Genomic DNA, 25,180 nt, shown 5'->3' with positions numbered 1-25,180 from the left:
ACGTCCTCGGTCCATCGCCGAGCAGGCCCAGCACACACAACGAGATCAGGGCCCGAACGCTTGTGCGTTCGGGCCCTGACCTCTGGTGCCTCAGCTCAGCGGTGCCATCAGCGCCGCGGCGCTCTCGGCACTGAGCATCGTGCTCTGCGGCGACGTGCGCAGCCGGGCGATGTTGCCCTTGCCCGCGACCAACGCGTAGTTGCCGTTGGCGGCGATCATCGTGGCCGGCTTCTCCGCCGAGAGCTCGAGATCAGTGATCCCCTTCATATTCCCTCCTCTCTGTCCTGTCAGCGAGCGTCCGGTAGTGGTATTCACTCCGTACCGCTCGCAGGAAATCCCGCTGATCGACGAAGCCGAGGGGCCGCCAGTGGCTCTCCAGCGACTGCGGCATCGGCCGGCCGATCATGTCGAAGTACCACCGCAGCTGCTGCCGGGTGGTGTCGCCGTCCGCGGTGGGTCCGGACCCGTCCAGGCCGTGCTCGGTCAGGGTCCTGCGCTTGGCGGCGATGTGTTGGCACAGCGGGGCGTACTCGCCGTCGATGCGCAGCACGTCGAGCACGGCGAGCGGCATCATCTCGCTCAGCTGCTCCATGGTCTCCTCGACCTGCTGCTCGATACCGACGAGCGTGCCGAAGTGGTTGACGTCGATGCCGTTGGTGTCCAGCCACGCCTGGGTCTCCGCGGTGCCGGTCAACCCGTGCAGCCGGCGGAACCGGGCCGCCGCCGCCGGCAGATCGGCGGGCGGCTCCGGGTGCGCCGCGTCGACGGTGGCCCGCAGCGCGGCCCGTTCCCAGACCGTGCGATAGCGGACCGGGTCCAGGCGCAGCTCGTCCAGGATCTCCAGGGCCGTGACCGAGGCCGGGTCCCCGTCGTCCGTGTTCGCCGCCGCGCCCGCCACCCCACCCAGCTCGCCCGCGGTCTGGCGGGCCTGCTCGAAGAAGGCGGTGTGCTCGAAGGTGAAGTTCGCCGGGGGGACGTCGGCGCCGCGTTCCTGCGCCATCAGCCGGAGCATGGCCTCGGCGTCGCGCGCCTTGCGGTCGACGCGGTTGCCGGGCAGCCATGCCCGTAGGGCGGCCAACTCGTCGGCGGGCAGACCGGCCGCCTCGCCGGCGGCCAGCAACTGCGGATAGCTGCGACCCAGGTAGTACGTCTGTTTGGCCAGCTGCACCAGATCCGTGGCGGTCCGCTCGGCGACGATCCCGGCGTTGGCCGCCGCCGCCAGGGTGGCCCGTACGTTCACCATGGCCTCGTTGACCGGCCGGTACCCGTCGTCGGCGTCGGCGTGCGCGACGGCGACCTCGTCGTCGTCGTTGAGGCTGCCCTCGTGGTACGCCGTGAAGATCTCACCGACGCCCCGCATCCCGAAGGCGGCCAGCTCGGCGGCGCGGAGGGCACCCATGCTGGCGCTGCCGTAGACCGGGATGCCGCGGCTGATGGCCCAGAGGATCTCCTTGTGCCAGACCGCCGGCACGTCGTGGAACCGGCCGTCGATGATGCCGATGGCGCTGGGCCGGCGCGCGACCGACCGCAGTACGTCGCCCTGGCTGACCGGCGGGAGGAAGGTCGCCTCCGGTAGCAGCTCCTGGGCACGCTCGCGCGGCAGCGTGGGGCCCAGGAAGACGTGGATCGTCATGCTCCGGCCTCCCGCAGTCGGCGGGCCCGCGGGCCCGGGTGGTAGGTGTCCGGCGTCGGGGCGTGCTCGGCGCCGGGCAGCATCACCCGGACGACGGAGATGCCGAGCTGCTCACCGCCGAGCGGCACCTGGATGGCTTCGGTGATGCCGGCCTGCCGCAACGCCGCCAACTCGTGCTCGATGTCCTCCTGGAAGGAGGCGTTGTCCCGGGTCGGCACGTCGGTGAAGTGGCGCGGGGCGTTCCCTGCGGCACACGTACGCCAGGCCGCCTCGCGGTTGTCCAGGTCGTTGGCCCGTACGTAAAGAGAGCGGTAGAAGTCGTCGCGGGATCCGGCGATCACCGTCAGCCGACTCTGCACCGCCTCGGTCAGCGCCCGCAGCAGCGCGATCTCGCGCCGGGGGTGACAGCCCTGACCCTGCGCCACGGCGACCCGGCTGATCGACACCCGGGGATCCTCGGCGATGTCGACGGTGAAGCAGGGCAGGCCGATGTCGGTGGTCATGTCCCAGCAGGCTGCGGCGACCCCGGCGGCGGCGAGCGTGTCGAGCACGTGCCGGCAGGCCGGATCGTCCACAGTGTCCGGGTCGACGCGCAACTCGTCCTGCCGCTGTTTGGCAGTGGCCAGCCAGAGCGCCTCGGCGTCGCGTTCGATCACCTCGCAGATGGCGTGGCTCGTCGCTTCGAGCAGGTGGTTGCCGGAGGCGAGACCGTTCGACGTCACCGCGAACGGCGACTGACCGGCCTGCGAGGCGCCCGTGTAGTCGTTGTGCACCAGGTCGAAGGGGAGCCAGACGGGCTCTCCGCTCATCAGGTCGGTGCCCTCGATCCAGAGCAGTCGGCGGTCCCGGCGCAGCGGCTCTCCGGCGGCGGTGATCAGGAACGAGGTGTCCACGAGCCGGCGGTGCCGGGCCAGTTCATCCCACGAGCCCAGCAGCAGGGGCGCCTCGATCCGTTCGGCGTGGTACGCCTCGATCGATTCCATCACCGCCGACACCCGGGCGGCGTCCACGCTGAGACCCTTGCCCTGGGCGACGGTGAGGCCGCGGGAGTTCGGGCGCACGGCCATGAAGACCGGAACACCGATGTGGTCCAGGCCGGTGACGTCGGCGACCCGCGTGATGCCCATCTCGGGGAGCCGGGGGAGGACCCGTTGCCACGTCTCGGCCGGCGCGATCGCCCGGTCCGTACCGTCGCGGTACGTCTTGCCCGTACCGGCTTCCACTGCCGTGCTCAGCACAACCACCCCCCGAAGACGTCGACGCGTCCGGTCCGAGGCCGGGCCCGCGGTACATCGATGACCATCCTGTTGGGCCAGGTCGGAGGGCCGCACCTTCGAGGTTGCTGTGCTCCTGGCTACGGCCGGGCGCACCCTTGACCCGCCACTGTGGCTGACGCACGCTGCCTGCGTGAGATTTCGGGCGGGCCTGTTGCGCGAGCATGACTTCCGCCAACTCTTCGTTGCCGACGCCGTCAGTCAGCTCGGCATCCAGGTGAGCCTGATGGCGTTGCCGCTGGTGGCGGTGCTCGCGCTGCAGGCCGACCAGTTCGAGGTCGGCCTGCTGGCGGCGTGCGAGACGGCGGCCTTCCTGTTCATCGGGCTGCCCGCCGGTGCCTGGGTCGACAGGTGGCGTCGGCGGGGGGTGCTGATCGCCGGTGACCTGGTCCGCGCGCTGGTGCTGATCACCGTGCCGCTGGCCTGGTGGGGTGGCTGGCTCACCATGCCGCAGCTGTACGCCGTCGCGCTGCTGATCGGTGTCGGCACGGTGTTCTTCGACGTGGCCTACCAGAGCTACCTGCCGCACCTGGTCCGCCCCGATCAGGTGATCGAGGGGAACTCCCGGCTGGAGGCCGTCCGCAGCGTCAACTGGGTGGCCGGGCCCGCCGCGGGTGGTCTGCTGGTGCAGTGGCTCACCGCGCCGTACGCGCTGGTGGTCAACTGCGTCACCTACCTGGTCTCGGCGCTGTTCGTCGTGCGGATCCGCCGCCGGGAGCCACTGCCGGTTCCGTCTCCCGGCGCCAGCCTGCGTCGTGAGATCGTCGAGGGCCTGCGGTTCGTGATCGGCCATCGGCTGTTGCGGGCGACCGCCAGTTGCACGAGTCTCGCCAACTTCTTCGGCGCCATGACCACGGTGATGCAGGTGATCCTGCTGGCCCGGGTCCTCGAACTCGCGCCCGGCGCCATCGGGGTCTTCCTCTCCGTCGTCAGCGCCGGCGCGGTGCTCGGTGCCGTCGCGGTACGACCGATCGTCGCGCGTCTCGGTCAAGGGCCGACGATCTGGATGGCGATGGCGTTCAGTGCCCCGTTCGGGCTGCTGCTGCCGCTGGCCGAGCGGGGATGGCTGCTCTGGCTCGCGGCGGCGGGCTCGGCGGTCAGCTGGTTCGGTTCGGTGGTCTACAACATCACCCAGCTCAGCTTCCGGCAGCTGCTGACCCCACCGCGCCTGCTCGGCCGGATGAACGCGACGATGCGCTTCCTGGTCTGGGGCAGCATGCCGGTGGGCAGCATCGTCGCCGGTGTGCTCGGTCAACACCTGGGCGTACGCCCGGTGCTGTGGATCGCCGCCATCGGTCAGATGCTGGTCTTCCTGCCCACCTTCCTGTCCCCACTACGGCACATGCGGGTGTTGCCGACGGCGGCGTCCGACTCCCCGGCGAAGGAGCTGAGCACGGCATGAACCAGCGCACCTGGGGTGACCGGCGTCATCCGGCGATCCTGCTGTTCGCCGCGGACCTGCCCGTCGGCCTGTCCGGTGACGACGTGTGCCGCCGGCTCGCCGCAGCCACCCGGTTCGTGATCCGGCTCGACGACGAGACCGACGGCACGGCCGACGACGACCCCAACTCGACGACCGCCGCGCTGGCGGCGCTGGACCGCTGGGAGGTGCGTCGCGCGCATCTGGTGGGCGGCGCGTCCGCCGCGCGGATGGCTCACCACCATGCCGACCGGGTCGAGTCGGTGTCGGTGCCGGCCGGCACCCACCCGGGGGAGCTGCCCGTGCCGACGATCCCGCTCGACGGACCGGACCCGGTGCTGGCCCTGATCCGGTTGACCAGCGGTGGCTGGGATCCGCAGGGCGACCGGTTGGCGGCGCGGGCGATCGCCGCCGGGGACACGACCGGCTGGTTCGAGGAGCTGTACGCCGGTGGGGTCCGCGGCGAGGTGGACATGCCGTGGGACCGGACCTTCCCGCATCCGTTGCTGGCCGAGTGGGCCGAGCGGGAGGGCGTACGCGGTGCCGGCCGCCGAGCGGTGGTGACCGGGTGTGGCCTCGGCGCCGATGCGGAGTTCCTCACCGGCCTGGGGTTCCAGGCGCTCGGCTTCGACGTGGCCGAGAGCGCGATCAAGGTCGCCCGGGACCGTCATCGCGGTTCGGGAACCGAGTACGCGGTGGGTGACCTGCTCGACCCGCCGACGGACTGGATCCGCGCCTTCGACCTGGTCGTCGACGTCATCACCGTGCAGGCGCTACCCGAGCCGCCCCGGCACACCGCGATCGTCAACGTCGGTCGACTGGTGGCGCCGGGCGGGACGTTGCTGGTCATCGCGTACCGGTCGGACGGGTCCACCTATGTGGTGCCGCCCTGGCCACTGACCCGCGCGGAGATCGACGCGTACGGCACCGACGGGCTGGTGCCGGTGCGGATCGAGGAGTTGACCATCGACGGTGGCGACCTCACGGCCCGGTGGCGGGCAGAGTTCCACCGTCCGCACTGACCGCCTGTCCGTTGAGGCGTTCCTGCACGAGGTGTTCCCGGGCCATCCGGCGCAGTGCCGCGGAGGCCACACCGAGCAGCACGGAACGCACCGCCGCTGCGGCGCGGTCGTCGCGCTCGAACTGCTCCGGCACCTGGGCGAGCTCGTGCGCGGCGAGCCGCTCGGCCACTTCCGCGTACGGGGTCAGGAAGTCGGTGCCGCACGCGCAGCCCAGCAGCCGCAGGGCCGCCAGCACCTGCGCGAGCCGGACGGCGGCCGGGGTGTCGGCGGGAAGCTGCCAACCGAGTTGATGAACGAATTCGTCGACCTCGGCCTGCGCGTCTTTCAGGTGCGCCGATTCCGGGGTCTCCGATTCGAGGCCGAACACCGCACGATCGGTGACGGCATAGAGGCCGGACAGGGACATATCGTCGTCCGCGATGGCGGAGAGCACGTCCCGAACCGACGAAAGATCGAGGTGGGCGATCGTGGTGAGGGAACGGATCAACAGGAGTTGTCGCAGGTGCTCCTCGCCGTAAACGGCCTGGTTGCGGCCGGTGGGGGTGCCGGCCGGAAGGAGCTTTTCCCGCAGATAGAACTTAATGGTCGCAACGGGTGCGCCTGATCTCCTGCTGAGATCCGAGATTCGCATGCATCCCCCAGGCGATCGGCAACTTGCCCTCCGCAGTATTCCACAGAGGAGCCTGGGTCAAATCTCCCAAATCCTGTCGGATGGGAATTGTGGGTGCCGTTCCCTCGGGCGGGTGAATAAGCTCGGACCGGTCCGGCCGGCCGCGCCGTTCAGGCGGCGGGCCGGTGGTTCCGGGCCGAGGCGAAGTGTCGCTGGGGGCGCAGCGCGGTCGGCGCGGTCTCCGCCCGCCCGATGTCCTCCCGCCCGGTCTTCTCCCGTCCGGTCTCGTCCCGCCCGGCCTCGTCCTGCCCGGTCATGGACAGGGCCAGCTTGCGGACGTCGAGCAGGGCCAGCAGCACGGGTGGGTCGAGCGCTCCCGCCGGTTGCAGGGTCAGCTCCGCCTCGATATCGGTGTCCGGTCGTACGGTCAGCGGACCGTAGGACGCCACCGACACCTGCTGCTCGGGTTGGGAGGCGTCCCACACCGACTGCTGCGGATCGCCCGTCACCGACTGCGCCAGCAGGTACCAGCTGCCGCTCGGCACCTCCTCGAAGGTGAAGTGGCCCGGCTCGGGCAGCACGGCGCAGCGCACCGGCCGGCCCTCCGGGATGCGGTCGGCGAACATGCCGACGAAGATCAGACCGGGCTCGACGTCGGGCCCGGGAAAGATCTTGCCCCGGACGCGGGCCGCCGACGGTTGGCCGAGTCTGCCGGAGCGGTCGATCGGGATGTGCGTCGCGAACCCGGCCAGCCGACGGTAGGTGGTCGGTGGCATGCCCACGCTGCGGGTGAAGCGCGAACTGAACGTGCCCACGCTGTTGTAGCCGACCCGCAGGCTGATGTCCGCGACGTTGAGCGACGTCGACTTGAGCAGGTGCTTGGCCCGCTGAAGCCGCAGAGCCGACAGGAAGCGGGCGGGCGAGACCCCGGTGGCCCGCTGGAAGATCCGCGTGAAATGGAACTTGCTGAACATGGCCGCGCGGGCCAGGTCGTCCACGGTGAGCTGCTCACCGAGGTTGTCGTGCATCATTCCGATGGCGCGTTTCACCGCAAGCTCAACTGACTCTTCCATTTGCTCCACCTCGGTCCCGATGGCGAGCGGGATCAGGCACGATCCCATACCTGGTGTTACTGCAATTACTGGCGATTTCTGCGTGGGCGACAATTCGGGAGCGCTTTTTCAAATGGTCGGCGCTTCCAATTGTGGCGGTTTGCCGTTTCCGCCCGGCGCTGTGCCTGGCGTCGAGATTAGCGGAGCCGGTCATCTGGTCGCAATGACTGCGCAACCGCCTGGTCGCTGTGCGCAATCGGGAAGTAATGGCCTTCTGTGGGCGACGTTTTTGCAGCTCAAGCGCGTGTGCGGATAGTGGCACGCACTACTTCGGATAGCGCTGATAGCTATTCGGGCAGCTGCCTGGACAACTGTTTCGGTGCGGTGCGAACAGCCCGAAAGCGCACCATTCGACCGTCCGTCGTCGGTGGCGAAGTGCAACCGGTGTCGCGACCAGTGGCGATGTCCATTCGTACGAGAGTGGCTTGTCCTGTCGGTGGTCTCCACCGCGAGGTTGCGCAGCTGCGGCGCTTCTTCCGGCTCAACGACGGTTGGTCTGAATTGACCATAAGTTAGGAGTTGTACCCCTCGACTACTCTCGCCGTCGTGGACACTGCGGAGATCGATGCACCAGTCGTCGGCGTCACCGTCTATCCGGACCGGGCGCGGGTCACCCGCCGCGGTGTCGCCCGGTTGACCGCCGGCCGACACCGGGTACGCATCGCGCCGCTGCCGCTCGGGCTGCGCCGGGACTCGGTCCGGGTCGGCGGTCGGGGTCCGGCCACCGTGCTCGGTGTGGACGTGACCACCTGGCGGCAGGCCCGCAGCACCGACACGCAGGTGGTCGGGTTGGAGCAGCGTCGCCGCGAGATCGCCGACGAACTGGCCGAGGTGGACGACGCGGACGGGATCGAGGAGCAGCGCGGACAGTTCCTCGCCCGGTTGGCCGAGCGGGCCGGTGGCACGTACGCCCGTGCCCTGGCCGCCGGTGACGCGGCCCCCGGCGACGTGGCCACCTTCACCGACGCGGTGGCCGCGCAGCTCGCCGACTCCCGGGCCCGCCGCCGTGCGCTGGCCCGTCGGCGCACCGAGCTGGCGGAGGAGTTGGCCGCGGTCGGCCGGGATCTCGATGCGGCGCAGGGCAAACGGGCACCGGATCGGTTGGCCGTCGAGGTGATCCTGGCGGCGGAGGTCGACGACACCGACATCGAACTGGAGCTGACCTACCTCGTGGACGGGGCCCGGTGGCAGCCCTCCTACGATCTGCGGCTGGTCGACGACACCATGACCGTGACCTGGTTCGGGGCGGTCAGCCAGAGCACGGGGGAGGACTGGCCGGAGTGTGAACTCCAGCTCTCCACCGCCCGGCCGGCGGCGACGACAGGGGTGCCCGAACTGTCGCCGTGGTATCTCGACCGGGTGCGACAGGTGTCGCCGGTCGCGATGTCGGCGGGCACGCCGATGATGATGCCGCCGCCGCCGCCCGGGCCGGCGCCGGCCGGCGGTTTTCCGGTCCGTGCCGCGGCGCGTCCGAAGCTGCAGGAGAGCGTCGCCGAGGTGGAGCAGGGAATCAGCGCGGCCACCTACCGGCCGGCCCGGCCGGTGGCGGTGCCGGCCGACGGCAGCGCGCACCGGGCCACCATCGCCGTGCTGGAGCTGCCGGCCCGACTGGACCACGTCACCGTGCCGGTGCGGGCCGCCGACGCGCATCTGCGTGCCACCGTCCGCAACACCTCCGAGCACACGCTGCTGCCCGGCCCGGCCGCGGTGTTCCACGACGCCGACTTCGTCGCGTCCACCAGGCTGCCGACGTGGGCACCGGGTGAGGAGACCGAGGTGGCGCTCGGCGTGGACGACCGGCTGCGGGTGGAGCGGAAGCTGCACCGGCGCACCGAGACCAAGGCCACCCTCGGCTCGACCCGGCGACGGGAGGTGGAATACCTGATCACCGTCGCCAACCACACGCCGCGCCCGGCGACCGTCGAGGTGCGCGACCAGCTCCCGGTCTCGCGCGACGAGGGAGTGGTGGTACGGGAGACGACGGTCGTGCCACCGCCGGTCGAGCGTACCGAGATGGGCGAGCTGACCTGGCGGCTGTCGCTGGCACCCGGCGACAGCGGCGAGATCGCGCTGGGTTTCCGGGTCGAGTTGGCCAAGGGGGTCGAGCTGACCGGCTGGCGCGAGTAGCCGTCAGCGCGACCCCCCACGAGCCTCGCCGACCGCGGCGGCGAGGGCCTGCACTCCGTCGGCGATGGCGCGTTCGGTGAGGGTGGCGTAGCCGAAGATCAGCCCGCCGGGCCCGGTGGGATTCAGCCGGTACCGGGAGATGCCCTGCACGACCAGTCCGTGCCGGGCCGCGGCGGCCACGACCGTGGCCTCGTCGAGGTCGGGCGGGAGCCAGGTCACGACATGTTGACCCGCCGCGACACCGACCGATTCCAGTTCGGGCAGTCGGGTACGCAGTGCGGCCACGAGCGCGTCGCGGCGGCGGCGGTAGATCGGGCGCATGCGCCGCAGGTGCCGGTCGAACTCGCCACGGGTGAGGAAGTCGGCGAAGGTCAGTTGGTCGATGACGCCGGAGCCCCGGTCGGCCAGCACCTTGGCAGCTGTGAGGTCGTCGACCAGATGTGCGGGTGCCAGCAGCCAGCCGAGTCGCAGCCCGGGGGCCAGGGTCTTGCTCGCCGTGCCGCAGTACACCACGGTGTCCGGTGCCAGCCCTTGCATGGCGCCGACCGGTGACCGGTCGTAGCGGTACTCCGCGTCGTAGTCGTCCTCGATGACCACGGCGCGGCGGCGCTGCGCCCAGCCGATCACCCTGGTCCGCGCGGCGGCTGACAGGACCCCGCCGGTGGGCCACTGGTGCGAGGGGGTCAGCACGACGGCGTCCGCGTCGAGGTGTTCCAGTTCCTCGACGCGGATGCCGTCCGGCCCGACCGGGACGCCGACCACCTCCAGACCGGCGGCGATCGCGACGGGACGGGCGTCACCGTCGGAGGACGGGTCCTCGACCACCAGCCGGCGCGCTCCGCGCGCGGCGAGCACCTGGATCAGCAGCGCGACGCCCTGTCCGTAGCCACTGCAGATCACCACGTTCTCCGGGCGGGCCGCCGTGCCGCGAACCCGGTTGAGGTAGTCGGCCAGGGCCGTGTGCAGTTCGGGCACCCCGCGCCCGTCGGGGTAGGCGAAACGTTCGCTCGGTGTGGTGGTGAGGACCGTGCGTACCGACCGCAGCCAGGCGGCCCGGGGAAACGACGACACATCGGTACGGCCGTACCCGAAGTCGATCCGGGCTGCCGGCGGAACCCTGGGACGGTGACCCTCCGGCGTCGCCGCCGGATCGACCGCGACCCGGGTGTAGCCGCCCGACCGGCTGGTGAGGTAGCCCTCGGCGGCGAGTTGCTGGTAGGCCTCGACCACGACACCGCGGGACACGCCCAGATCGGTGGCGACGGTGCGGGTGGGCGGCAGAGACGTGCCGAGACGCAACCGGCCGGCCCGGATGCTGCGCCGGATGGAGGAGGCGATCTGCCGGTGCAGCGGTTCGGCCGCTGAACGGTCGACATCGATGAGCAGGTCGGCCGCCGTACTCGAATTGGTCCTGGACAGCCCCATGCAATCGGACCTTAACGGGTGTACCGATTCCTGTCAGGGTCGCAGACATGACGACAGCGAAGAGTCCCCGCCTCGACGGTTGCCTGCTCACTGCGGGCGACCCGGGCTACGAGGCGGCCCGTACCGTCTGGAATGCCATGATCGACCGCCGGCCGAGGATGATCGTTCGGGCCGCGAGCGTCAGCGACGTGGTGATCGCGGTGCGCCTGGCCCGCGAACTCGATCTGGAGATCGGGGTGCGCTGCGGCGGGCACAACGTGGCCGGTCTCGCCGTCCCCGCGGACGGCCTGATGGTCGACCTGACCCTGCTGAACCGCGTCCGGGTCGATCCGGTCCGGCGACGTGCCCGGGTGCAGGGCGGCGCGCTGCTCGGCGCAGTCGACCAGGCGACGCAGCCGTACGGACTCGCCACGACCGCCGGCAACGTCTCGCACACCGGCGTCGGTGGCCTGACCCTCGGCGGCGGCATGGGCTGGCTCGCTCGCCAACACGGGCTGGCCTGCGACAACGTCGTCTCCTACACGGTCGTCACCGCCGACGGGCAGGTGGTGACCGCGAGCCGCACCGAGAACCCCGACCTCTACTGGGGACTGCGCGGCGGTGGGGGCAACTTCGGCATCGTCACCGAGTTCGAATTCCAACTGCACCACACCGGTACGCAGACCCTGGTCGCCGAGTTCGACTTCCGCGCCGAGGACGCCGTTGCGGTGCTCGAAGGCTGGCGAGACCTCAACGCCGTCGCGCCGCGGCAGGCGACCTTCACCGCCGAGGTCAGCAGCACGACCAGCGGTCCGGTCGCCACCATCGGCTTCGTCTGGGTCGGCGATCCCGCCGCCGCGCATCGGCTGCTGCCGGCGATGCGCGCGCTCGGACGCCCGATCGCCGAGCGGGTCACCATGCCGTCCTACCTCGCACTCCAGCAGCGCGATGACACCGTCGCCGGACCCGCCTACCGTCGCTATTCCCGCGCGCACTACCTGCGGCAGTTCCCGTCCACGGCGATCGAGGCGTTCCTGCTGCGCGGCGCTTCGGACCTGCACGCCGGCACCCTGTTGCCCGGAGCCGGACTCCAGGCGCACGGTGGTGCCATCGCCGACGTCGCCGACACCGATGCCGCGTTCAGCCACCGCGGCACCCTGTTCGAGTTCGGTGCCGACGCACGCTGGACCGACCCGTCGGAAGACGACATCCGGATGGTGGCGGCGCGCGCGGCCGCCGCCGCCCTCGACCCGTACGCCGGGGGCGTCTACGTCAACTCACTCGCCGCCGACGAGGGGCGACGCGGGGTACGCCGCGCCTACCCGGCCGCCAAGATCGCCAGGCTCACCACAGTCAAGACCCGTTGGGATCCGCAGAACGTCTTCCACCTCAACCACAACATCCGGCCCAGGCATGCCTGAGCCGGTCTCGAGCAAAGTGGCAGATGGCGGAACGGCTCAGATGTCACCGAAGCCGTACGAGCCGACCACCGTGGCCTGTTCGAACTGGGGTGGGGCGGCGCAGCGGGAGCGGATGCCCTCCTGGAAACGCTGGAACGCGGCCGTGTCGGTGAGCGCGGTCGAGCCTTCCTCGGCCACCAGCACGTGCATGAACTCGGTGCCGTCACCCAGCCGGAACGTCGCGTAGTGCAGCCCGGCCGGCCGGGTCTGCGCCAGTTCGGCGAAGACGTCCTCGACCAGCTTGGCGTTCTCGTCGGCGACCTCTGGCCGGGTGGTGTAGCGAATGACCGTGGTCTGGCGCATCGTCGTCCCTTCAGCGGCTGAAAGGCAAACGATCGCCCACCGCCGCCGGATGCGCATCTTCGGTCTTGCTCCCGATGGCACCTGCGAGGTGGCGAATGACCTAGCCTGGATGTTGGGAGGCGGACACATGCAGGACATTCAGAAGGTCCGGCACCGGCAGGCCGACGTCGACGGCGTGGAGGTGTTCTACCGCGAGGCCGGGCGTCCCGGCCGGCTGACCGTCCTGCTGCTGCACGGGTTTCCCAGCTCATCGCACACGTTCCGCCAGGTCATGCCCGTCATCGGCGACGTCGCACACGTGATCGCGCCGGATCTGCCCGGCTTCGGCATGTCGTCGTCGCCGACCGTCGGCGACTACGACTACACCTTCGGCAATCTGTCGCGTACGGTCGAGCACCTGCTCGACCAGTTGGGCGTCGAGCGCTTCTTCGTCTACCTGCACGACTTCGGCGCACCGGTCGGCTACCACCTGGCCACCCGCGCCCCGGCCCGCATCCGCGGCCTTATCGTGCAGAGCGGCAACGCGCACGACGACGGCCTGGGGGAGCAGTGGGACAGCGCCCGGGCGTACTGGGCCGACCCGACCGACGAGCGGCGCGCCGCGCTGCCGGACTGGTTGAACTTCGCGGGCACCCGCGACCAGTACCTCGCCGGGCTGCCCGAACACGTGCGAATCCTGCACGCACCCGAGTCGTGGCACCTCGACTGGGAGCGGATGAGCCGACCCGGCAACATCGACGCGCAGTTCGCGCTCTTCACCGACTACGCCAACCACGTCGCCCGCTTCGCCGAGATCGCCGAATACCACCGCGTGCACCAGCCGCCGGCGCTCGTGCTGTGGGGACGGCACGACCCGTACTTCGACGTCGAGGAGGTCCTCGCGTACCACCGCGCTCTCGACCGCATGGACGCACACCTCTACGACGGTGGGCACCTGCTGCTGGAGACCCACGCGATCGAGTGCGCCGACCTGATGCGCACGTTCGTGCTCGACAACAGCTGAGCCCGACCCGTCGTCGGGCGCGCCGACCTGCACGGTGGCGACCGAGTGGCGTCGTTGGGGCAAAGCCCTGCGTGTGGTCAGCGGCGGACCGTATGGTGCGAAACGTGCGCCCGGCCGCCCACGCTGCGCGAAGGCCGCGGTGCCGGCGGCTGTGCTCCCGCGACGAAAAAGGGCGTGAGGATGAGGGCTGTCGTCTATCGCGACGTACGCAGTGTCGACGTGTGCGAGGTACCCGACCCCGAGGTGCAGGAGGAGACCGACGCGGTCGTACGGATCACCTCCACCGCCTTGTGCGGCACGGATCTGCACATGTACGACGGGCGTACCGGCGCACCGCCCGGGCTTGTTCTCGGCCACGAGCCGCTGGGCGTGGTCGAACGGGTGGGGTCGGCGGTGCAGACCGTGCGCCCGGGGACCCGGGTGGTGATTCCCACCCACCTGTTCTGCGGTGTCTGCGCCATGTGCGCCCGTGGCCTGTCCGCGTTGTGTCTGCGCGCCCGGCCCGACGGACTCGGCGCCGCGTACGGCTATGTGGGCATGGGCCCGTATCCGGGCGCGCAGGCCGAACTGCTGCGGGTGCCGTGGGCCGACGCGAACTGCCTGCCCCTGCCGGGCGAGCCGGGGGACGCGTACGAGGACGACTTCGTGCTGCTCGCCGACGCCTTCGTCACCGGTTGGCACGCCGCCGCCACCCTCGCCGACGTACGCGCCGGGGACACCGTCGCCGTGTTCGGCGCCGGCACGATCGGACTGCTCGCCGCGTACTCCGCCGGCCTGCTCGGCGCCCGCACCGTCTACAGCGTCGACCACGTCGACGCCCGGCTGGGCAAGGCCGAGGAGATGGGCGCGGTGCCGGTGGACTTCCGGCAGGGAGATCCGGTCGAGCAGATCCGGGCCGACCGGGCCCGGCGTGGCCTGCCGCTGGGGGAGGAGAAGCTGCCCGGCGTGGACAAGGTCATCGACTTCGACAAGCGGCAGGACGTGATCAAGGCGGTCCTGCGCCCGTGATGGAAGCAGCCGCCCCTGCGGGACCCGCAGAGGCGGCTGATCGGCGTACGGCTACCGGCCGGCGCACAACGCGGCGTCGAAGGCGTCGAGCACCCGGAAGACACCGTCCGGCACCGGACTGGAGTCGGCGGTCACCACGAGGGTCACCGCGCGACCGTCCGCGGTGATCGCGGTCCGGCTGGAGTACCCGTCGATGTCACCCCCGTGCCCCCAGGCCCGACCGCCACAGCTCAGGTCGAACCCGACGGTGCCCAACCCGTAGTGCCACACCAGGTCGGGCAGGGCTTCGCCGCCCGGATAGAACGGGTTGCTGGTCCGCATCTGCGCCAGCGTCGCCGGCTTGATCAGCTTGCCGTCCTGCAACGCCACCAGGAACCGGTTGAGGTCGCTCGGCGTGGAGATCATCTGCCCGGCGGCCCCGCCGATGGAGGGATCGAGCCGGGTGATCTCGGTCCACTTGCCGGTCTCGGGGTGGGGGAGGTAACCGTTCGCGTGCGGCTTGCGGATGCCCTGGTCGCCGACGCCCGGCCAGTAGGTCTTCCGCAACCCGACCCGGTCGATGATCCGGTTGGTGATCACCTCGCTGATCGGCCGTCCGGTCACCTTCTGCACGAGCAGGCCGGCCAGGATGAAGTTGGTGTTGCTGTAGTCCATCGTGGTGCCCGGCACCGGGCTCGTCGGCTCCTTCGCAAAGGCCGAGTCGAGCAGGTCGCGCGCCTCGAAGTATCTGTCGCGCCACTCGAAGACGTGCGGCAGATCGTAGTCCGGCAGGCCACTGGTCTGCTCCAGCACGTGCCGGACGGTGATGGTGCGCCCGTCGAAGCCATTGCCGCGCACCAGACCCGGCAGGTACGTCTCGACCGGCTCGTCCAGGCTGATTGCGCCGTCGTCGACGAGTTGCAGGACGGCGACGGCGGTGAACATCTTGGTGTTGCTCGCCATGCGGATGTAGCCGTCGGTGGGCACCTTCGCCCGGGTACGCAGGTCGGCGACGCCGGCCGTGTAGTGGGTGACGCGACCGTTGCGGTCCCGTACCGACGCGAGCGCCCCGGGCGCGACCCCGGCCCGCACCAACTCGTTCAGACCGGCCTGGACGGTGTCCGTTGCCGGCTCGGCGGCCGCCGGGTCAGCGAGCCGTACGCCGACCGCGGCGGACCCGACAATCGCGACGGCGGTCAGCGCCGCCGTCACCCGTCGACCGGTGCGGATCCCCGTGGATTTCCCGATGGTGTGCACAGAACCTCCCCTTGACTCTGCGGAGCGCATGCGACCTGCAGCGATCCGTGAAAATGTCGAACCGTCCCGACCCGCGTTCACTCCTTCACCCCGATGCCGTCGACCGGTGGGGTGCGCAGGAGCGCGCCGATGGGCAGGACGGTGGTGGCCAGCGCGAGCAGCGCCGTGCCGCCGATGATCGATATCCAGCCGGCGGTCGGGACGTAGGGCACCGGCACGCCGGTAAGCGTCCGGACCACCGAGACCAACGTGATCGCGGCGATCGCGCCGCCGACCAGCAGCGACGTGCCGAGCAGACCGACCTGTTCGGCGTGCACCATCCGCTTGACCTGACGCCGGGTCACCCCGACCAGGCGCAGCAGGGCCAGTTCGCGACCCCTGGCCAGCGCTGCCATGACCATCGTGTTGGCCGCCGCCAACGCCGCGTAGCCGACCATGACGCCGATGAGCAGCTTGTTCAACCAGGCGCTGATCGCCAGATCCTTTGCCAACTCGCCGTTGATCGCCGCCGTGTCGATCAGGCTGCTGCCCGGGTGACGGTCGACCAGGTCCGTGAGGGCGGCGCCACCGCCCTCGGTGCGGATCAGGACCTGGTCGTCGAGGTTTGTCGCGGTGTGACCGTCGACCGTCTCCCGGTTCAGGGTCACGTCACCGAAACCGAGCCCCCGTTCGTAGAGGGCGACGACCCGCAACGTCACGGGCGTGCCGTCGCCCAGCCACATCGCCACCTGGTCGCCGAGCTCCGCCCCCTGCGAGGACGCCTGCAGGGTCGACAACGCCACGGTCGCGCCCCGCAGGTCGGCGAGCCGTCCCTCGGTGACTGTGAGATCGAGGGTCCGGTCGGCACCGTCGGGGTCGACGGCCTGCGCGCTGACCTCCTGCGGCTCACCCATCACGCGGGTGATCACCGAGGTACGTCGGATCCCGGTCGCGGCGACGACCCCGGGCACCGCGCGGGCGTCCGCCACGGCGCTCTGCGGCAACCCGACCGGTGACAGCAGCGCGTGCTGGGCCAGCATCCCGTCGCGGGTCTGTGCGACAGTCTGTCGTTGCAGGTTGTCCTGGAGGAACCAGACCGAGCCGCCGAAGCCCACCGCCAGCACCAGCGCGGTCAACACCGTCACCATGCCCTGCGCGTTCGCCCGCAGGTTCGCCGCGGCCAGGTATCCGCTGTCGCCCCAGACGGCCCGCAGCACCGGGCCGAGTGCCCGCGCGGCGTACCGGTTGATCCACGGGGCGAGCAGGGCGGCGGCGAGCACGAAGACGTACAGCATGCCGAGCGCCGCGCCGAGGGCGGCCGGGCCCCGAGCGACCGTGGTGACCATGGTGAGCGAGACGCCGGCGCCGAGCGTGACCAGCCCGATCACCAGCCGGGTCCGGCTGTTGCGCGACGGCTCCACGGCCACCTCGCCCAGCGCCTCGGTGGGCCGGATGCGTACCGTGCGACCGGCGGCGATCAATGCCGCCGTCACCGCCACCAGCAGCGTCACGGCGGTCACCGCCACGGCGGACAGCACGCCGCCGCTGATCGGGAAACCGTCCGGGACGAACCCCCGCGCGATCATCTGCCGGTGCACCCGGTCGGTCACGAACAGCCCGGCCGGGATGCCCACCACGACCGCGACGATGCTCACCTGCACGACTTCGGCGAGGAGCATCCCCCGGACCTGGCCCGGCGTCGCCGCGACGGCCCGCAACAGGGCGAGGTCGCGGCGGCGGTGGCGGACCGCCAGCCCGACGGTGCCGGCGACGACGAACACGACAAGCGCCACGACGTAACCGCCGAAGGCCGCGCCGACCTGGACCAGCAGGTCACGCGCCGCGAGGGCCTCGGACTGCGTCAACGTCCCGCGGTCGGCGCCGGTGTACACCTTCGCCCCGGCCTCGGACGACAGCCGGCGCACCTCGGCCACCACGGCGGAGGTGTCCGCGTCGGATGCCAGCACGATCCCGATCGCGTCGGCCCGCCCCGGGTGCGGGTTCAGCGCGGCGGCGTGGCGGTCGGTGAAGAAGAGGGCCGCCGGCCAGTCACCGTCGACGGCGCGTTCCACCACACCACTGACGGTGTACGTGCGGACCGCGCCACCGACGAGGACCGGAATCCGGTCGCCGGGGCGTATCTCGTCCTCGGCCGCCTTGGCGAGCCGCAGGTCGACGGCGACCTCGCCGTCGGCGCTGGGCTGGCGGCCGTCGACGATCCGGTACGGCGTGAGCGCGGCACTGCTCCAACCATGGGCGAGGGTGTGCGACGTCGCCGCGATCGGGACCACCGCCCGGATCGACCGGTCGACGGCGACGATCGTGATTCCGGGTACCCGCCGGAGCTGTGCGGCCAGGTCGACCGGAACGGTCCCCCCTTCGGGCAGCCGCACCCGCGTCGTGATGGTCGTACCGTCGAACTCCTTACCGGTGATCGTGATGTCGTGGTTCGCGACGACGATGTCGGCGGCGGCGTACCGCTGGGGCGCGGGCGTGTAGCGCAGCCCGGACTCGACAAGCAGACCCACCGACATCAGGATCATGACGCCGCAGGCGAGCGCGACGAGGGTGGCGATCGCGGTTCCGATCCGATGCCGCAGCATTCGCAGAGCCAGTCCCAGCATGATTCAGCTCCCCTGCGCGACGAGCTGACGACGCCCGAGCAGCGCCAACTGCTCGGCGATCCGCTCCGCACCCGGCTGCGGCAGGTCCTGCACGATCCGGCCGTCCGCGAGGACCATCACCCGGTCGGCGTACGAGGCGGCCACCGGGTCGTGGGTCACCATGATCACCGTCTGTCGCGTCTCGTCGACCACCGACCGCAGCAGGGCCAGCACCTCGGCGGCGGTCTGCGTGTCCAGCGCGCCGGTCGGCTCGTCGCAGAAGATCACCTCGGGGCGCATGGCCAGGGCACGGGCGATCGCCACCCGCTGCTGCTGCCCGCCGGACAACTCGGCCGGCCGGTGGTGCAGCCGATCGGTGAGCCCGACCCGGTCGATCACCTGCCCGAGCCAGCCCGGGTCGGGACGCGCGCCGGACAGCCGCAACGGCAGGTGGATGTTCTCCTCGACGGTCAACGCCCCGATCAGGTTGAACGCCTGGAAGACGAACCCGATCCGGCTGCGCCGCAGTTTGGTCAGCTTGGTCTCCGACAGCCGCGACAATTCCTGGTCACCGATCCACACCTGACCGGAGGTGGGCCGGTCCAGGCCGGCCGCGGTCTGCAGCAGGGTGCTCTTGCCGGAACCCGACGGCCCCATCACCGCGGTGAAGGTGCCGCGGTGAAATTCCACGTCCACCCCGGCGAGCGCGGTGACCGCCTGTGGGCCGGTGCCGTAGACGCGGGTGAGTTGTCCGACGCGGACCGCTGTCTCGGCGGATCCTCCAACGATGGCGGGCATGAATATCGGCCTCTCCGTGTTCTCGGCAAAATCGAGTGCACGGAAAAGCTATGGCGATACCGCTTTACGGACGATCTAGCGTACGGGCCGATCGAGGTACAGCAGGCTGTACTTAATTGCGGCCCTGGGTGTCCTTGAGATAGCGCAGCACCGCGGCCACCCGACGGTCGGCACGGTCGTCCGGAGCGAGGCCGAGCTTGGCGAAGATGCTGCGGATGTGCTTGTGCACGGCCCCTTCGGTGACGAACAACCGCTCCGCGATCGCGGTGTTGCCGAGCCCTTCGGCCATCAGCGCGAGCACGTCGCGTTCCCGTGCACTGAGCAGACTCAGCGTGCTGTCCGGGCGACTGCGGGCGAACAGTTGGCTGACCACCTCGGGGTCGATCGCGGTGCCGCCCGCGGCGACGCGGTGCAGCGCGCTGAGGAACTCCTCGACCCGGCCGACCCGTTCCTTGAGCAGGTAGCCGAGCCGTACCGCGCCCTCGGCCAGCAGGTCGGTGGCGAAGGCCTGCTCGACGTACGCCGAGAGGACCAGCACCGCGAGGCCGGGGTGGCGGCGGCGGGCCTCGACGGCGGCCACGATGCCCTCGTCGGTGTGCGTGGGCGGCATCCGGACGTCGACGATCGCCACGTCCGGCCGGAAGGTGTCCACTGCGGACAAGAATGTGGTCGGCGAGTCGGTGGTGGCGACCACGTCGAGCGATTCGGCCCGCAGCAGCAGCGCCAGCCCCTCACGCAGCAGGGCGTCGTCCTCGGCGATCACGATCCGCACGTCAACTCCACGAGCATCGTCGTCGGCCCACCGGGTGGGCTGGTCAGGGTGAACCGGCCGTCATGGGCCTCGACCCGCCGTCGGATGCCGCCGATTCCCGAGCCGCGGCCCTCGTCGGCACCGCCGTGGCCGTCGTCGGTGACCGACAGGTACAACCGGTCGGCGTCGCGCCGGACGGTGACCGCGGCCGTACGGGCACCGCTGTGCCGGGCGACGTTTGTCAGCGCCTCCGCCACCACGAAGTACGCCGTCGCCTCCACCGACGCGGCGCACCGGCCCGGTACGTCGACCTCCACCGTGCACGGCACACCGCAGCCGGCGGCCAGACCGTGCAGCGCACCGGCGAGCCCACGGTCGTCGAGCACCGGCGGCAGGATGCCCCGTACCACGGTCCGTAGTTCCGCGAGCGCCGACTCGGCCGCGTCCTGCGCCCGCTCCAGCACCTGCGCGGCCTGCGCCGGATCACGCGCCAGCGCCCGTCGGGCGGCACCGAGCAACACGGTGACCGCGACCAGCCGGTTCTGCGCCCCGTCGTGCAGGGAACGCTCGATGCGGCGCAACTCGACCGCGTGCGCGTCCAAGGCCGCCGCACGGGTGGCGGTCAGTTCGGCGATCCGCAGCGAGGCGTCGACGTCGCGCGGCGGTGCCAGCAACCGTCGGCCCGGCAGCGCCTGCAGGCGGGCCATCCGGGGGCCGAGGGCGATGGCCACGGCGAGCCAGCCGACGCCGATCATCGCGACCACCAGCGCGTCGGGCAGCCCGTCGATGCGCCACATGACGACGCCCGGGCCACCCACGTCCGGCGGCAGCAACCAGAAGTAGAGCGGGAACAGCAGGTACTGCACGGCGGACAGCGGCAGCGACAACCCGAGCACGCCCAGCACGAACCCGCCTGTGCCGTGTATCGCCACGAAGGCGCACTCGCGCCGTACCCACGGGTCGCGCAGGGCGTCGCCCAGGCCGGCGGGGACCGGTGGCGGTGCGGGCAGCGGGAACCCCCACCGGGACAGCCGACCCCGTTCCCGCTCGGCGACCGACCGCACCGCCTTCAACGCGGACGGGACGACCGCGAGACCGATGCCGACCACGCTCGCGATCGTCACCACGAACAGCAGCAGGAACGCCGCCAGCGCCAGGATCGCCGTACCGAGGCCGCCGACGAGGTGTTCGAGAGCGTCGACGGTTATCCGTACGCGCTCGCGCAGGTACCGCCGTACCGCGTGGTCGCGATCCGGCTCGGTCCCGGCGCGGGTTCCCCCGGAATCCCCACCCGCGTCTGTTCTCGGCATGCCCACCTCCCCGGCAGAGACGATAGGCGACCGCCCTCGACGCCGGCCCGCGGCGGCGGAAAAGGTACAGCCTGCTGTACCTGGATCGGGTCGCTGACTGGATCGTCGGTGGCCGGCCGGATCCCTAGCGTTGTCGTCATGGTCAACCACGACACGCAGGGAGCAGCAATGATCGACCAGCACCGTCACGCCTCCGCCGAGACCGCCGCCACGCCGGACAACGACCGTAACCTGCTCCGCCCGGTGTTGTGGCTGCTGCTGATCCTCAGCGCCGCCGCCAACATCACCATGTCCGTGATCGGCGCGTACCTGATCGGTTCCGGGTTCGGGCTGATCACCGTGGCCTGCACGGTGGCGCTCGTCGTGCACCACTACCGCCACCGCCGCGCCTAGCCGCGAGCCGGCGACGGCGTCGGGGGCAGGCGTCCGGGGCCTTCGGAGCTGGGCAGCCTGGAAGATGCCGTGTCCGGCGCGCCGCCGCGACGATGAAACGACCAGCCCGCCGGCCCTGGAGGAGTCCGATGTCCATCCACGACGTACGAGTCGACGTCATGGAGCCGGTCGAGTTCGCCCGGCTGGTCAAGCGCACCCCGATCGAGGAGCTACGCCAGGTTCTCCACGGTGCACGGCGTACCGAGATTCTCGACCACCTGATCGGCGGGATGCCTGCCGCGTTCCGTCCGGAGGTCGCCGGTCGTACCCGGGCGGTGGTGCACTGGCGCATCGGCGACCGGCCCGACGGCGGAGTCGACAGGTACGAGATGGTCATCGCCGACGGGGTCTGCACCCTGTCGCCGCGCGCCGACGGCACGCCGCAGTTGACCCTGGACCTCGCTGCCGCGGACTTCGTCCGCCTGGTCACCGGCAACGCCCGCGCCGTCATGTTGGTGATGAAGGGCAAGTTGCAGACCCGCGGCGACCTCGCGTTGACCGCCCGGTTCCCGAAGCTGTTCGCCGCCCCCCGGCCCTGAGCGGGCGAGGTCCGACCGCGCCCGGACCTCGCCCTCACCGGGTACCGACGGTCAGCGGTACGGCATCATCGGGAACCAGCCCACGCCGAACATCGCGGGGACTCGCAGATCCCAGTAGACGACGGTGAAGACACCCAGCATGAGCATCAGCCCGCCGGTCACCACGGCGCTGCGCGACGGATCGGACGCCCACTGCAGGAAGCGACCGCGGGTGACGAGCACGATGATGGCGAACAGCACCGCCACGATCAGGATGTTGCCCAGCGACTGTAGGACGAACGCCAGTGCCCCGTTGAGCGGGTTCCCGGTGTCCACGGCCCAGTGGAACAGCTTGTTGAACAGCGGGTACGGCCGGCCGATGAGGAAGCCGCCGATGAGGGCGCCGATGGTGACCACCCGGGCCACCGGGCGACGGGCGAACACGTCGGGAAGGATGCCGAGGGCAGCCAGGCCGAGATAGGCCAACGCCAGCCCGATGAGGCCGAACACCACTGACGACTGGATGAGCCGGACCGGCATCTCGCCGACGACCTCTGTCGACAACTGCGGCAGCCGGTCGCCGAGCATCACCCCGACCGCCCCGTACACCGCGGAGACGGCCACCATGCCGACGGTCATCCAGCCGACCGGGCGCAGCAGCGCGGCGACGGTGTGCCGGGCCATGCCGGTGCGTTCCGTACTGGCCTGGGTCAGCGGGCCGACCGACGCCATCATGGCGATGTTGCAGGCGGTGAAGGTGCCCGCCAACCCGGAGACGAAGGCGAAGAGAAGCCCGGCAGCCGTGCCGGCGATGGGTGTGGTCTTGGCGTCGTGGCCGAGCGCCGCGTTGGCCACGGTGTCGCCGATGACCGAGTCGACGAGTTCGAACGACCACACGACAGCCAGCAGAATGCCCCCGAGGACGGCGATGATGGTTGCCCGTACCGGTGGCCGGGTCTTCGTCGCATTTATCGGTAGTGCCTCGCGGCTGTCAAGGTGGGCCATGTCGACCGTCCTTCCGTCGTGCTCTTTTCGGGGGTGTGCGGCCCGGTCGCTGCCGTGCTCGCGCAGATAGCATCGAAGGTTCGTTCGTGGATGACGTCTCGTATCGTGCGGACTTCGGCATTGATCAGCGGCAACGTTCGCCGTTCGGCGGCACTGTGCCGGTTTTCGGGAGAACTGTCGTCCTCGCAGGATCGTCCGAGTGGCCGATTCGCCGTCGCACCGGCACGCAGCAGGGTTGCGGTATGACCGCCGTCTGTTGAGTGGCCGCGCCGTAGAGGAGTGCCGATGGACGCATTGCGAAGGACCTCACTGGTCGCCGGTGGGCTCTACGTGCTCACCTTCGTCTCGATTCCGACCGTCGCGCTCTACGGGCCGGCGCGCGACTCGGATTTCGTCCTCGGCGCCACGTCCGAGACCTCGGTCCTCGTCGGCAGCGTCCTCGAGGTGATCGTTGCCCTCGCCTGCATCGGCACCGCCGTCGTGCTGTATCCGGTGGTGAAGCGGCAGGGTCAGACCCGAGCGCTGGGCTTTGTCAGCGTCCGGATTCTCGAAGCCGCCTGCATCTTCATCGGCGTCGCGAGTCTGCTGACGATCGTGGCGCTGCGGCGGCAGGGAGTCGGCGCGGAGGCCGTGGTCACCGGCCAGATGCTTGTCGCCTTCTACGACTCGGTCTTCCTGGTCAGCCAGAGTCTCATCCCGGCCGCGAACGCGTTGTTGCTGGGCACGCTGTTGTACCAGGCGCGCCTCGTGCCGCGGGTTCTGCCGGTGCTCGGGCTCGTCGGTGCACCCCTGCTCGTCGTCTCGGACCTGTGCGTGCTGTTCGGTCTCTGGGACCGGCTGTCCCCGGTGACGGCGATCGGGGCCCTGCCCATCGCCGTCTGGGAGTTCTCGCTGGGGGTCTACCTGATCGTCCGGGGCTTTCGACCGTCGGAGATCACGGCGGGATCGGCCGCCGCCGGCACGTCTGTCCGGGACGTCGAGCCCGTGACATAACTCGTACAACGGCGTACGGTTTATCTCGAACATGAATGTTCGAGATGGAGGTGCGCGGCATGACCGTCGACAAGCTCCTGCGACGTTGGCCCGCAGCCCTCGGTGTGCTGGTCGCGGTCGGTACCGTGCTGGGCGTCGAGCATGGCGGCCAGATCGCCTCCGTCGTGGCGGCGTCCGGGTTCGTCTACCTCGCCGCGGTGGCGATCGGGCGGCCCGGCGCGGCATGGGCCGCCTTCGGTGTCACCTTCGTGCTCGTCGGGCTGAGCCTTCGTGCCGGTTTCGATGCCGTGCTCTGGATCTGCGTCGCGGCTGCCGGCCTCGCCGTCCTCGGTGCCCTGCGGGCCGGCGTACGGCCGGTGTGGTCGTTGCCGCTGCAGTCGGCGGCGATGCTCGTGCTCGGAGCGGCGGCGCTGCTCGCGGTACGGGCCGACCACCTCGCCGCCGGCGTCATCGTCAGTGTCGCCCTGTTCGCGCACGCCGCCTGGGACGTGTGGCACCACCGTACCGAGCGGGTCGTCACGCGTTCCTTCGCGGAGTTCTGTGGCGTCCTGGACGTGCTGGTCGGGGTGGGCCTGCTCGTGGTCACCCTGACGAGGTGACGGCGAGCGCCGCCAGTACGGTGTCGGCTACCAGCCGGGTGGCGTCGTCGGCCGGCACGTCGCCCCGATGCACTGCGGCGGAGGCCCCGTGCAACACCGCCTGGACGGTGGTGAGTTGCCACGACAGCGGCATGTCCCGGCGGAACACGCCCTCGTCCCGGCCGCGTTCGACAAGGGCGCGCATCCGGCGAGCCGGCTCCTCGTGCACGCGCCGCATCTCCTCCGGCGTCAGCGCATCGCTCGCCGCGACCACGATCGCCCCGAACCGGTACGTCAGCTGCCAGGTCGCCGCCAGCAGGCGGGCCATCGCCTCCCGGGCGTCACCGTCGAGATCGACCGCGTCGAGGGCCTGGTCGGTGCTGGCGATCACCCGGCGGCTGACCGCCTCGACCAGCGCCGCACGGGACGGGAAGTGGCCGTAGAGCGTCACCCGGCCCACGCCCGCCGCCCGCGCGATCTCGTTGACGCTCACCGCCGGGTCGGTGGCGAGCAGGGCGGTGGCGGCCTCCAGGATCGACTCGACGTTGCGGCGCGCGTCCGCGCGTCGGGCCGTCCCGTCGATCGTCATCCCGCCTCACCC

24 protein-coding genes are annotated in these 25,180 nt (G+C 70.8%); 10 read left to right on the top strand and 14 right to left on the bottom strand.

What is annotated here, in order from left to right:
* Positions 1 to 90 precede the first annotated feature (90 nt).
* Genes JMF97_RS19410 through JMF97_RS19400 form a run of 3 tightly spaced genes read right to left on the bottom strand, consistent with a single transcriptional unit; the run spans position 91 to position 2,871 of the window.
* Positions 91 to 267 carry a hypothetical protein gene (locus JMF97_RS19410; RefSeq protein WP_013734689.1) on the bottom strand — a complete coding sequence of 59 codons (177 nt, stop codon included), beginning with the start codon at positions 265 to 267 and terminating at the stop codon, positions 91 to 93.
* The gene (locus JMF97_RS19405; protein ID WP_203222810.1) at positions 251 to 1,633 is read right to left on the bottom strand and encodes a TfuA-like protein; all 1,383 of its coding nucleotides are present in this window, start codon (positions 1,631 to 1,633) and stop codon (positions 251 to 253) included. Before JMF97_RS19405 ends, JMF97_RS19410 begins: the two co-directional genes overlap by 17 nt.
* Positions 1,630 to 2,871, bottom strand: coding sequence for a YcaO-like family protein (locus JMF97_RS19400; RefSeq protein ID WP_203222809.1), 1,242 nt, complete (start codon positions 2,869 to 2,871; stop codon positions 1,630 to 1,632). Before JMF97_RS19400 ends, JMF97_RS19405 begins: the two co-directional genes overlap by 4 nt.
* 169 nt (positions 2,872 to 3,040) lie before the next feature.
* Between JMF97_RS19400 and JMF97_RS19395 the strand changes: the two genes are divergently transcribed.
* Together JMF97_RS19395 and JMF97_RS19390 are read left to right on the top strand one after the other, a co-directional pair.
* Positions 3,041 to 4,309: an MFS transporter gene (locus tag JMF97_RS19395; RefSeq protein WP_233579346.1), complete on the top strand. Its 1,269-nt coding sequence runs from the start codon at positions 3,041 to 3,043 to the stop codon at positions 4,307 to 4,309.
* Complete coding sequence (locus tag JMF97_RS19390) at positions 4,306 to 5,349, top strand: class I SAM-dependent methyltransferase (protein WP_238359605.1); 1,044 nt, start codon at positions 4,306 to 4,308, stop codon at positions 5,347 to 5,349. Before JMF97_RS19395 ends, JMF97_RS19390 begins: the two co-directional genes overlap by 4 nt.
* Here the strand turns inward: JMF97_RS19390 and JMF97_RS19385 are convergent.
* Together JMF97_RS19385 and JMF97_RS19380 are read right to left on the bottom strand one after the other, a co-directional pair.
* Positions 5,309 to 5,980 (bottom strand): MerR family transcriptional regulator, encoded by a 672-nt coding sequence (locus JMF97_RS19385; protein ID WP_203222808.1) that lies wholly within the window; start codon positions 5,978 to 5,980, stop codon positions 5,309 to 5,311. The two genes, JMF97_RS19390 and JMF97_RS19385, sit on opposite strands and share 41 nt — an antisense overlap.
* A gap of 149 nt (positions 5,981 to 6,129) precedes the next feature.
* Positions 6,130 to 7,032: a helix-turn-helix domain-containing protein gene (locus JMF97_RS19380; protein WP_203222807.1), complete on the bottom strand. Its 903-nt coding sequence runs from the start codon at positions 7,030 to 7,032 to the stop codon at positions 6,130 to 6,132.
* A 585-nt stretch (positions 7,033 to 7,617) separates the two neighbouring features.
* Between JMF97_RS19380 and JMF97_RS19375 the strand changes: the two genes are divergently transcribed.
* Complete coding sequence (locus JMF97_RS19375) at positions 7,618 to 9,198, top strand: DUF4139 domain-containing protein (RefSeq protein ID WP_203222806.1); 1,581 nt, start codon at positions 7,618 to 7,620, stop codon at positions 9,196 to 9,198.
* A 3-nt stretch (positions 9,199 to 9,201) separates the two neighbouring features.
* On the opposite strand, the gene pdxR is transcribed toward JMF97_RS19375, so the two are convergent.
* Positions 9,202 to 10,623: a MocR-like pyridoxine biosynthesis transcription factor PdxR gene (gene pdxR / locus JMF97_RS19370; protein WP_203222805.1), complete on the bottom strand. Its 1,422-nt coding sequence runs from the start codon at positions 10,621 to 10,623 to the stop codon at positions 9,202 to 9,204.
* A 47-nt stretch (positions 10,624 to 10,670) separates the two neighbouring features.
* Here pdxR and JMF97_RS19365 point away from each other — a divergent pair, with 47 nt between their 5' ends.
* The gene (locus JMF97_RS19365; RefSeq protein ID WP_203222804.1) at positions 10,671 to 12,023 is read left to right on the top strand and encodes an FAD-binding oxidoreductase; all 1,353 of its coding nucleotides are present in this window, start codon (positions 10,671 to 10,673) and stop codon (positions 12,021 to 12,023) included.
* A 36-nt stretch (positions 12,024 to 12,059) separates the two neighbouring features.
* On the opposite strand, the gene JMF97_RS19360 is transcribed toward JMF97_RS19365, so the two are convergent.
* Complete coding sequence (locus tag JMF97_RS19360) at positions 12,060 to 12,365, bottom strand: hypothetical protein (protein ID WP_013734679.1); 306 nt, start codon at positions 12,363 to 12,365, stop codon at positions 12,060 to 12,062.
* A gap of 127 nt (positions 12,366 to 12,492) precedes the next feature.
* On the opposite strand from JMF97_RS19360, the gene JMF97_RS19355 reads away from it, so the two are divergent.
* Positions 12,493 to 13,368: an alpha/beta fold hydrolase gene (locus JMF97_RS19355; RefSeq protein WP_203222803.1), complete on the top strand. Its 876-nt coding sequence runs from the start codon at positions 12,493 to 12,495 to the stop codon at positions 13,366 to 13,368.
* Between the two features lie 180 nt (positions 13,369 to 13,548).
* Entirely contained in the window at positions 13,549 to 14,376 is an 828-nt protein-coding gene (locus JMF97_RS19350; protein WP_238359604.1) for an alcohol dehydrogenase catalytic domain-containing protein, read from the top strand.
* Between the two features lie 51 nt (positions 14,377 to 14,427).
* Here JMF97_RS19350 and JMF97_RS19345 read toward each other — a convergent pair whose 3' ends face one another.
* From JMF97_RS19345 to JMF97_RS19325, 5 genes are all read right to left on the bottom strand, one after another.
* The gene (locus tag JMF97_RS19345) at positions 14,428 to 15,612 is read right to left on the bottom strand and encodes a serine hydrolase domain-containing protein (protein WP_307816990.1); all 1,185 of its coding nucleotides are present in this window, start codon (positions 15,610 to 15,612) and stop codon (positions 14,428 to 14,430) included.
* Between the two features lie 77 nt (positions 15,613 to 15,689).
* On the bottom strand, positions 15,690 to 18,215 hold the full coding sequence (locus tag JMF97_RS19340) for an FtsX-like permease family protein (RefSeq protein WP_203222801.1): 2,526 nt from the start codon (positions 18,213 to 18,215) through the stop codon (positions 15,690 to 15,692).
* A 3-nt stretch (positions 18,216 to 18,218) separates the two neighbouring features.
* Positions 18,219 to 18,992, bottom strand: a complete 774-nt coding sequence (locus tag JMF97_RS19335; RefSeq protein WP_126710647.1) for an ABC transporter ATP-binding protein — start codon at positions 18,990 to 18,992, stop codon at positions 18,219 to 18,221.
* Positions 18,993 to 19,104: 112 nt separating this feature from the next.
* Positions 19,105 to 19,764, bottom strand: a complete 660-nt coding sequence (locus JMF97_RS19330) for a response regulator (protein WP_013734673.1) — start codon at positions 19,762 to 19,764, stop codon at positions 19,105 to 19,107.
* On the bottom strand, positions 19,752 to 21,053 hold the full coding sequence (locus JMF97_RS19325; RefSeq protein WP_233579349.1) for a sensor histidine kinase: 1,302 nt from the start codon (positions 21,051 to 21,053) through the stop codon (positions 19,752 to 19,754). Before JMF97_RS19325 ends, JMF97_RS19330 begins: the two co-directional genes overlap by 13 nt.
* A 168-nt stretch (positions 21,054 to 21,221) precedes the next feature.
* On the opposite strand from JMF97_RS19325, the gene JMF97_RS19320 reads away from it, so the two are divergent.
* Positions 21,222 to 21,446 (top strand): hypothetical protein, encoded by a 225-nt coding sequence (locus tag JMF97_RS19320; protein ID WP_126711085.1) that lies wholly within the window; start codon positions 21,222 to 21,224, stop codon positions 21,444 to 21,446.
* Between the two features lie 128 nt (positions 21,447 to 21,574).
* A complete protein-coding gene (locus tag JMF97_RS19315; RefSeq protein ID WP_013734670.1) occupies positions 21,575 to 22,024 on the top strand; it encodes an SCP2 sterol-binding domain-containing protein in 450 nt (149 codons plus the stop codon).
* 51 nt (positions 22,025 to 22,075) lie between these two features.
* Here JMF97_RS19315 and JMF97_RS19310 read toward each other — a convergent pair whose 3' ends face one another.
* Complete coding sequence (locus tag JMF97_RS19310) at positions 22,076 to 23,008, bottom strand: hypothetical protein (protein ID WP_013734669.1); 933 nt, start codon at positions 23,006 to 23,008, stop codon at positions 22,076 to 22,078.
* A 285-nt stretch (positions 23,009 to 23,293) separates the two neighbouring features.
* Between JMF97_RS19310 and JMF97_RS19305 the strand changes: the two genes are divergently transcribed.
* Both JMF97_RS19305 and JMF97_RS19300 read left to right on the top strand, forming a co-directional pair.
* Positions 23,294 to 24,001: a DUF4386 domain-containing protein gene (locus JMF97_RS19305; protein WP_203222800.1), complete on the top strand. Its 708-nt coding sequence runs from the start codon at positions 23,294 to 23,296 to the stop codon at positions 23,999 to 24,001.
* Positions 24,002 to 24,060: 59 nt separating this feature from the next.
* The gene (locus JMF97_RS19300) at positions 24,061 to 24,600 is read left to right on the top strand and encodes a hypothetical protein (RefSeq protein ID WP_238359603.1); all 540 of its coding nucleotides are present in this window, start codon (positions 24,061 to 24,063) and stop codon (positions 24,598 to 24,600) included.
* On the opposite strand, the gene JMF97_RS19295 is transcribed toward JMF97_RS19300, so the two are convergent.
* A complete protein-coding gene (locus tag JMF97_RS19295) occupies positions 24,584 to 25,168 on the bottom strand; it encodes a TetR/AcrR family transcriptional regulator (protein WP_203222798.1) in 585 nt (194 codons plus the stop codon). The two genes, JMF97_RS19300 and JMF97_RS19295, sit on opposite strands and share 17 nt — an antisense overlap.
* Between the last annotated feature and the right edge of the window lie 12 nt (positions 25,169 to 25,180).

Source organism: Micromonospora fiedleri (assembly GCF_016774385.1).
Lineage (GTDB): Bacteria > Actinomycetota > Actinomycetes > Mycobacteriales > Micromonosporaceae > Micromonospora > Micromonospora gifhornensis.
The sequence above is the reverse complement of the archived record's forward strand: the minus strand, read 5'-3'. Positions and strand labels throughout refer to the sequence as shown.

Coding starts and splice junctions, on each gene's coding strand:
- JMF97_RS19310 (WP_013734669.1), bottom strand. CDS start 23,008: ATGGCCCACCTTGACAGCCGCGAGGCACTACCGATAAATGCGACGAAG.
- JMF97_RS19405 (WP_203222810.1), bottom strand. CDS start 1,633: ATGACGATCCACGTCTTCCTGGGCCCCACGCTGCCGCGCGAGCGTGCC.
- JMF97_RS19340 (WP_203222801.1), bottom strand. CDS start 18,215: ATGCTGGGACTGGCTCTGCGAATGCTGCGGCATCGGATCGGAACCGCG.
- JMF97_RS19300 (WP_238359603.1), top strand. CDS start 24,061: ATGACCGTCGACAAGCTCCTGCGACGTTGGCCCGCAGCCCTCGGTGTG.
- JMF97_RS19355 (WP_203222803.1), top strand. CDS start 12,493: ATGCAGGACATTCAGAAGGTCCGGCACCGGCAGGCCGACGTCGACGGC.
- JMF97_RS19410 (WP_013734689.1), bottom strand. CDS start 267: ATGAAGGGGATCACTGATCTCGAGCTCTCGGCGGAGAAGCCGGCCACG.
- JMF97_RS19320 (WP_126711085.1), top strand. CDS start 21,222: ATGATCGACCAGCACCGTCACGCCTCCGCCGAGACCGCCGCCACGCCG.
- JMF97_RS19350 (WP_238359604.1), top strand. CDS start 13,549: ATGAGGGCTGTCGTCTATCGCGACGTACGCAGTGTCGACGTGTGCGAG.
- JMF97_RS19380 (WP_203222807.1), bottom strand. CDS start 7,032: ATGGAAGAGTCAGTTGAGCTTGCGGTGAAACGCGCCATCGGAATGATG.
- JMF97_RS19315 (WP_013734670.1), top strand. CDS start 21,575: ATGTCCATCCACGACGTACGAGTCGACGTCATGGAGCCGGTCGAGTTC.
- JMF97_RS19335 (WP_126710647.1), bottom strand. CDS start 18,992: ATGCCCGCCATCGTTGGAGGATCCGCCGAGACAGCGGTCCGCGTCGGA.
- JMF97_RS19390 (WP_238359605.1), top strand. CDS start 4,306: ATGAACCAGCGCACCTGGGGTGACCGGCGTCATCCGGCGATCCTGCTG.
- JMF97_RS19360 (WP_013734679.1), bottom strand. CDS start 12,365: ATGCGCCAGACCACGGTCATTCGCTACACCACCCGGCCAGAGGTCGCC.
- JMF97_RS19385 (WP_203222808.1), bottom strand. CDS start 5,980: ATGCGAATCTCGGATCTCAGCAGGAGATCAGGCGCACCCGTTGCGACC.
- JMF97_RS19295 (WP_203222798.1), bottom strand. CDS start 25,168: ATGACGATCGACGGGACGGCCCGACGCGCGGACGCGCGCCGCAACGTC.
- JMF97_RS19325 (WP_233579349.1), bottom strand. CDS start 21,053: ATGCCGAGAACAGACGCGGGTGGGGATTCCGGGGGAACCCGCGCCGGG.
- JMF97_RS19305 (WP_203222800.1), top strand. CDS start 23,294: ATGGACGCATTGCGAAGGACCTCACTGGTCGCCGGTGGGCTCTACGTG.
- JMF97_RS19365 (WP_203222804.1), top strand. CDS start 10,671: ATGACGACAGCGAAGAGTCCCCGCCTCGACGGTTGCCTGCTCACTGCG.
- pdxR (WP_203222805.1), bottom strand. CDS start 10,623: ATGGGGCTGTCCAGGACCAATTCGAGTACGGCGGCCGACCTGCTCATC.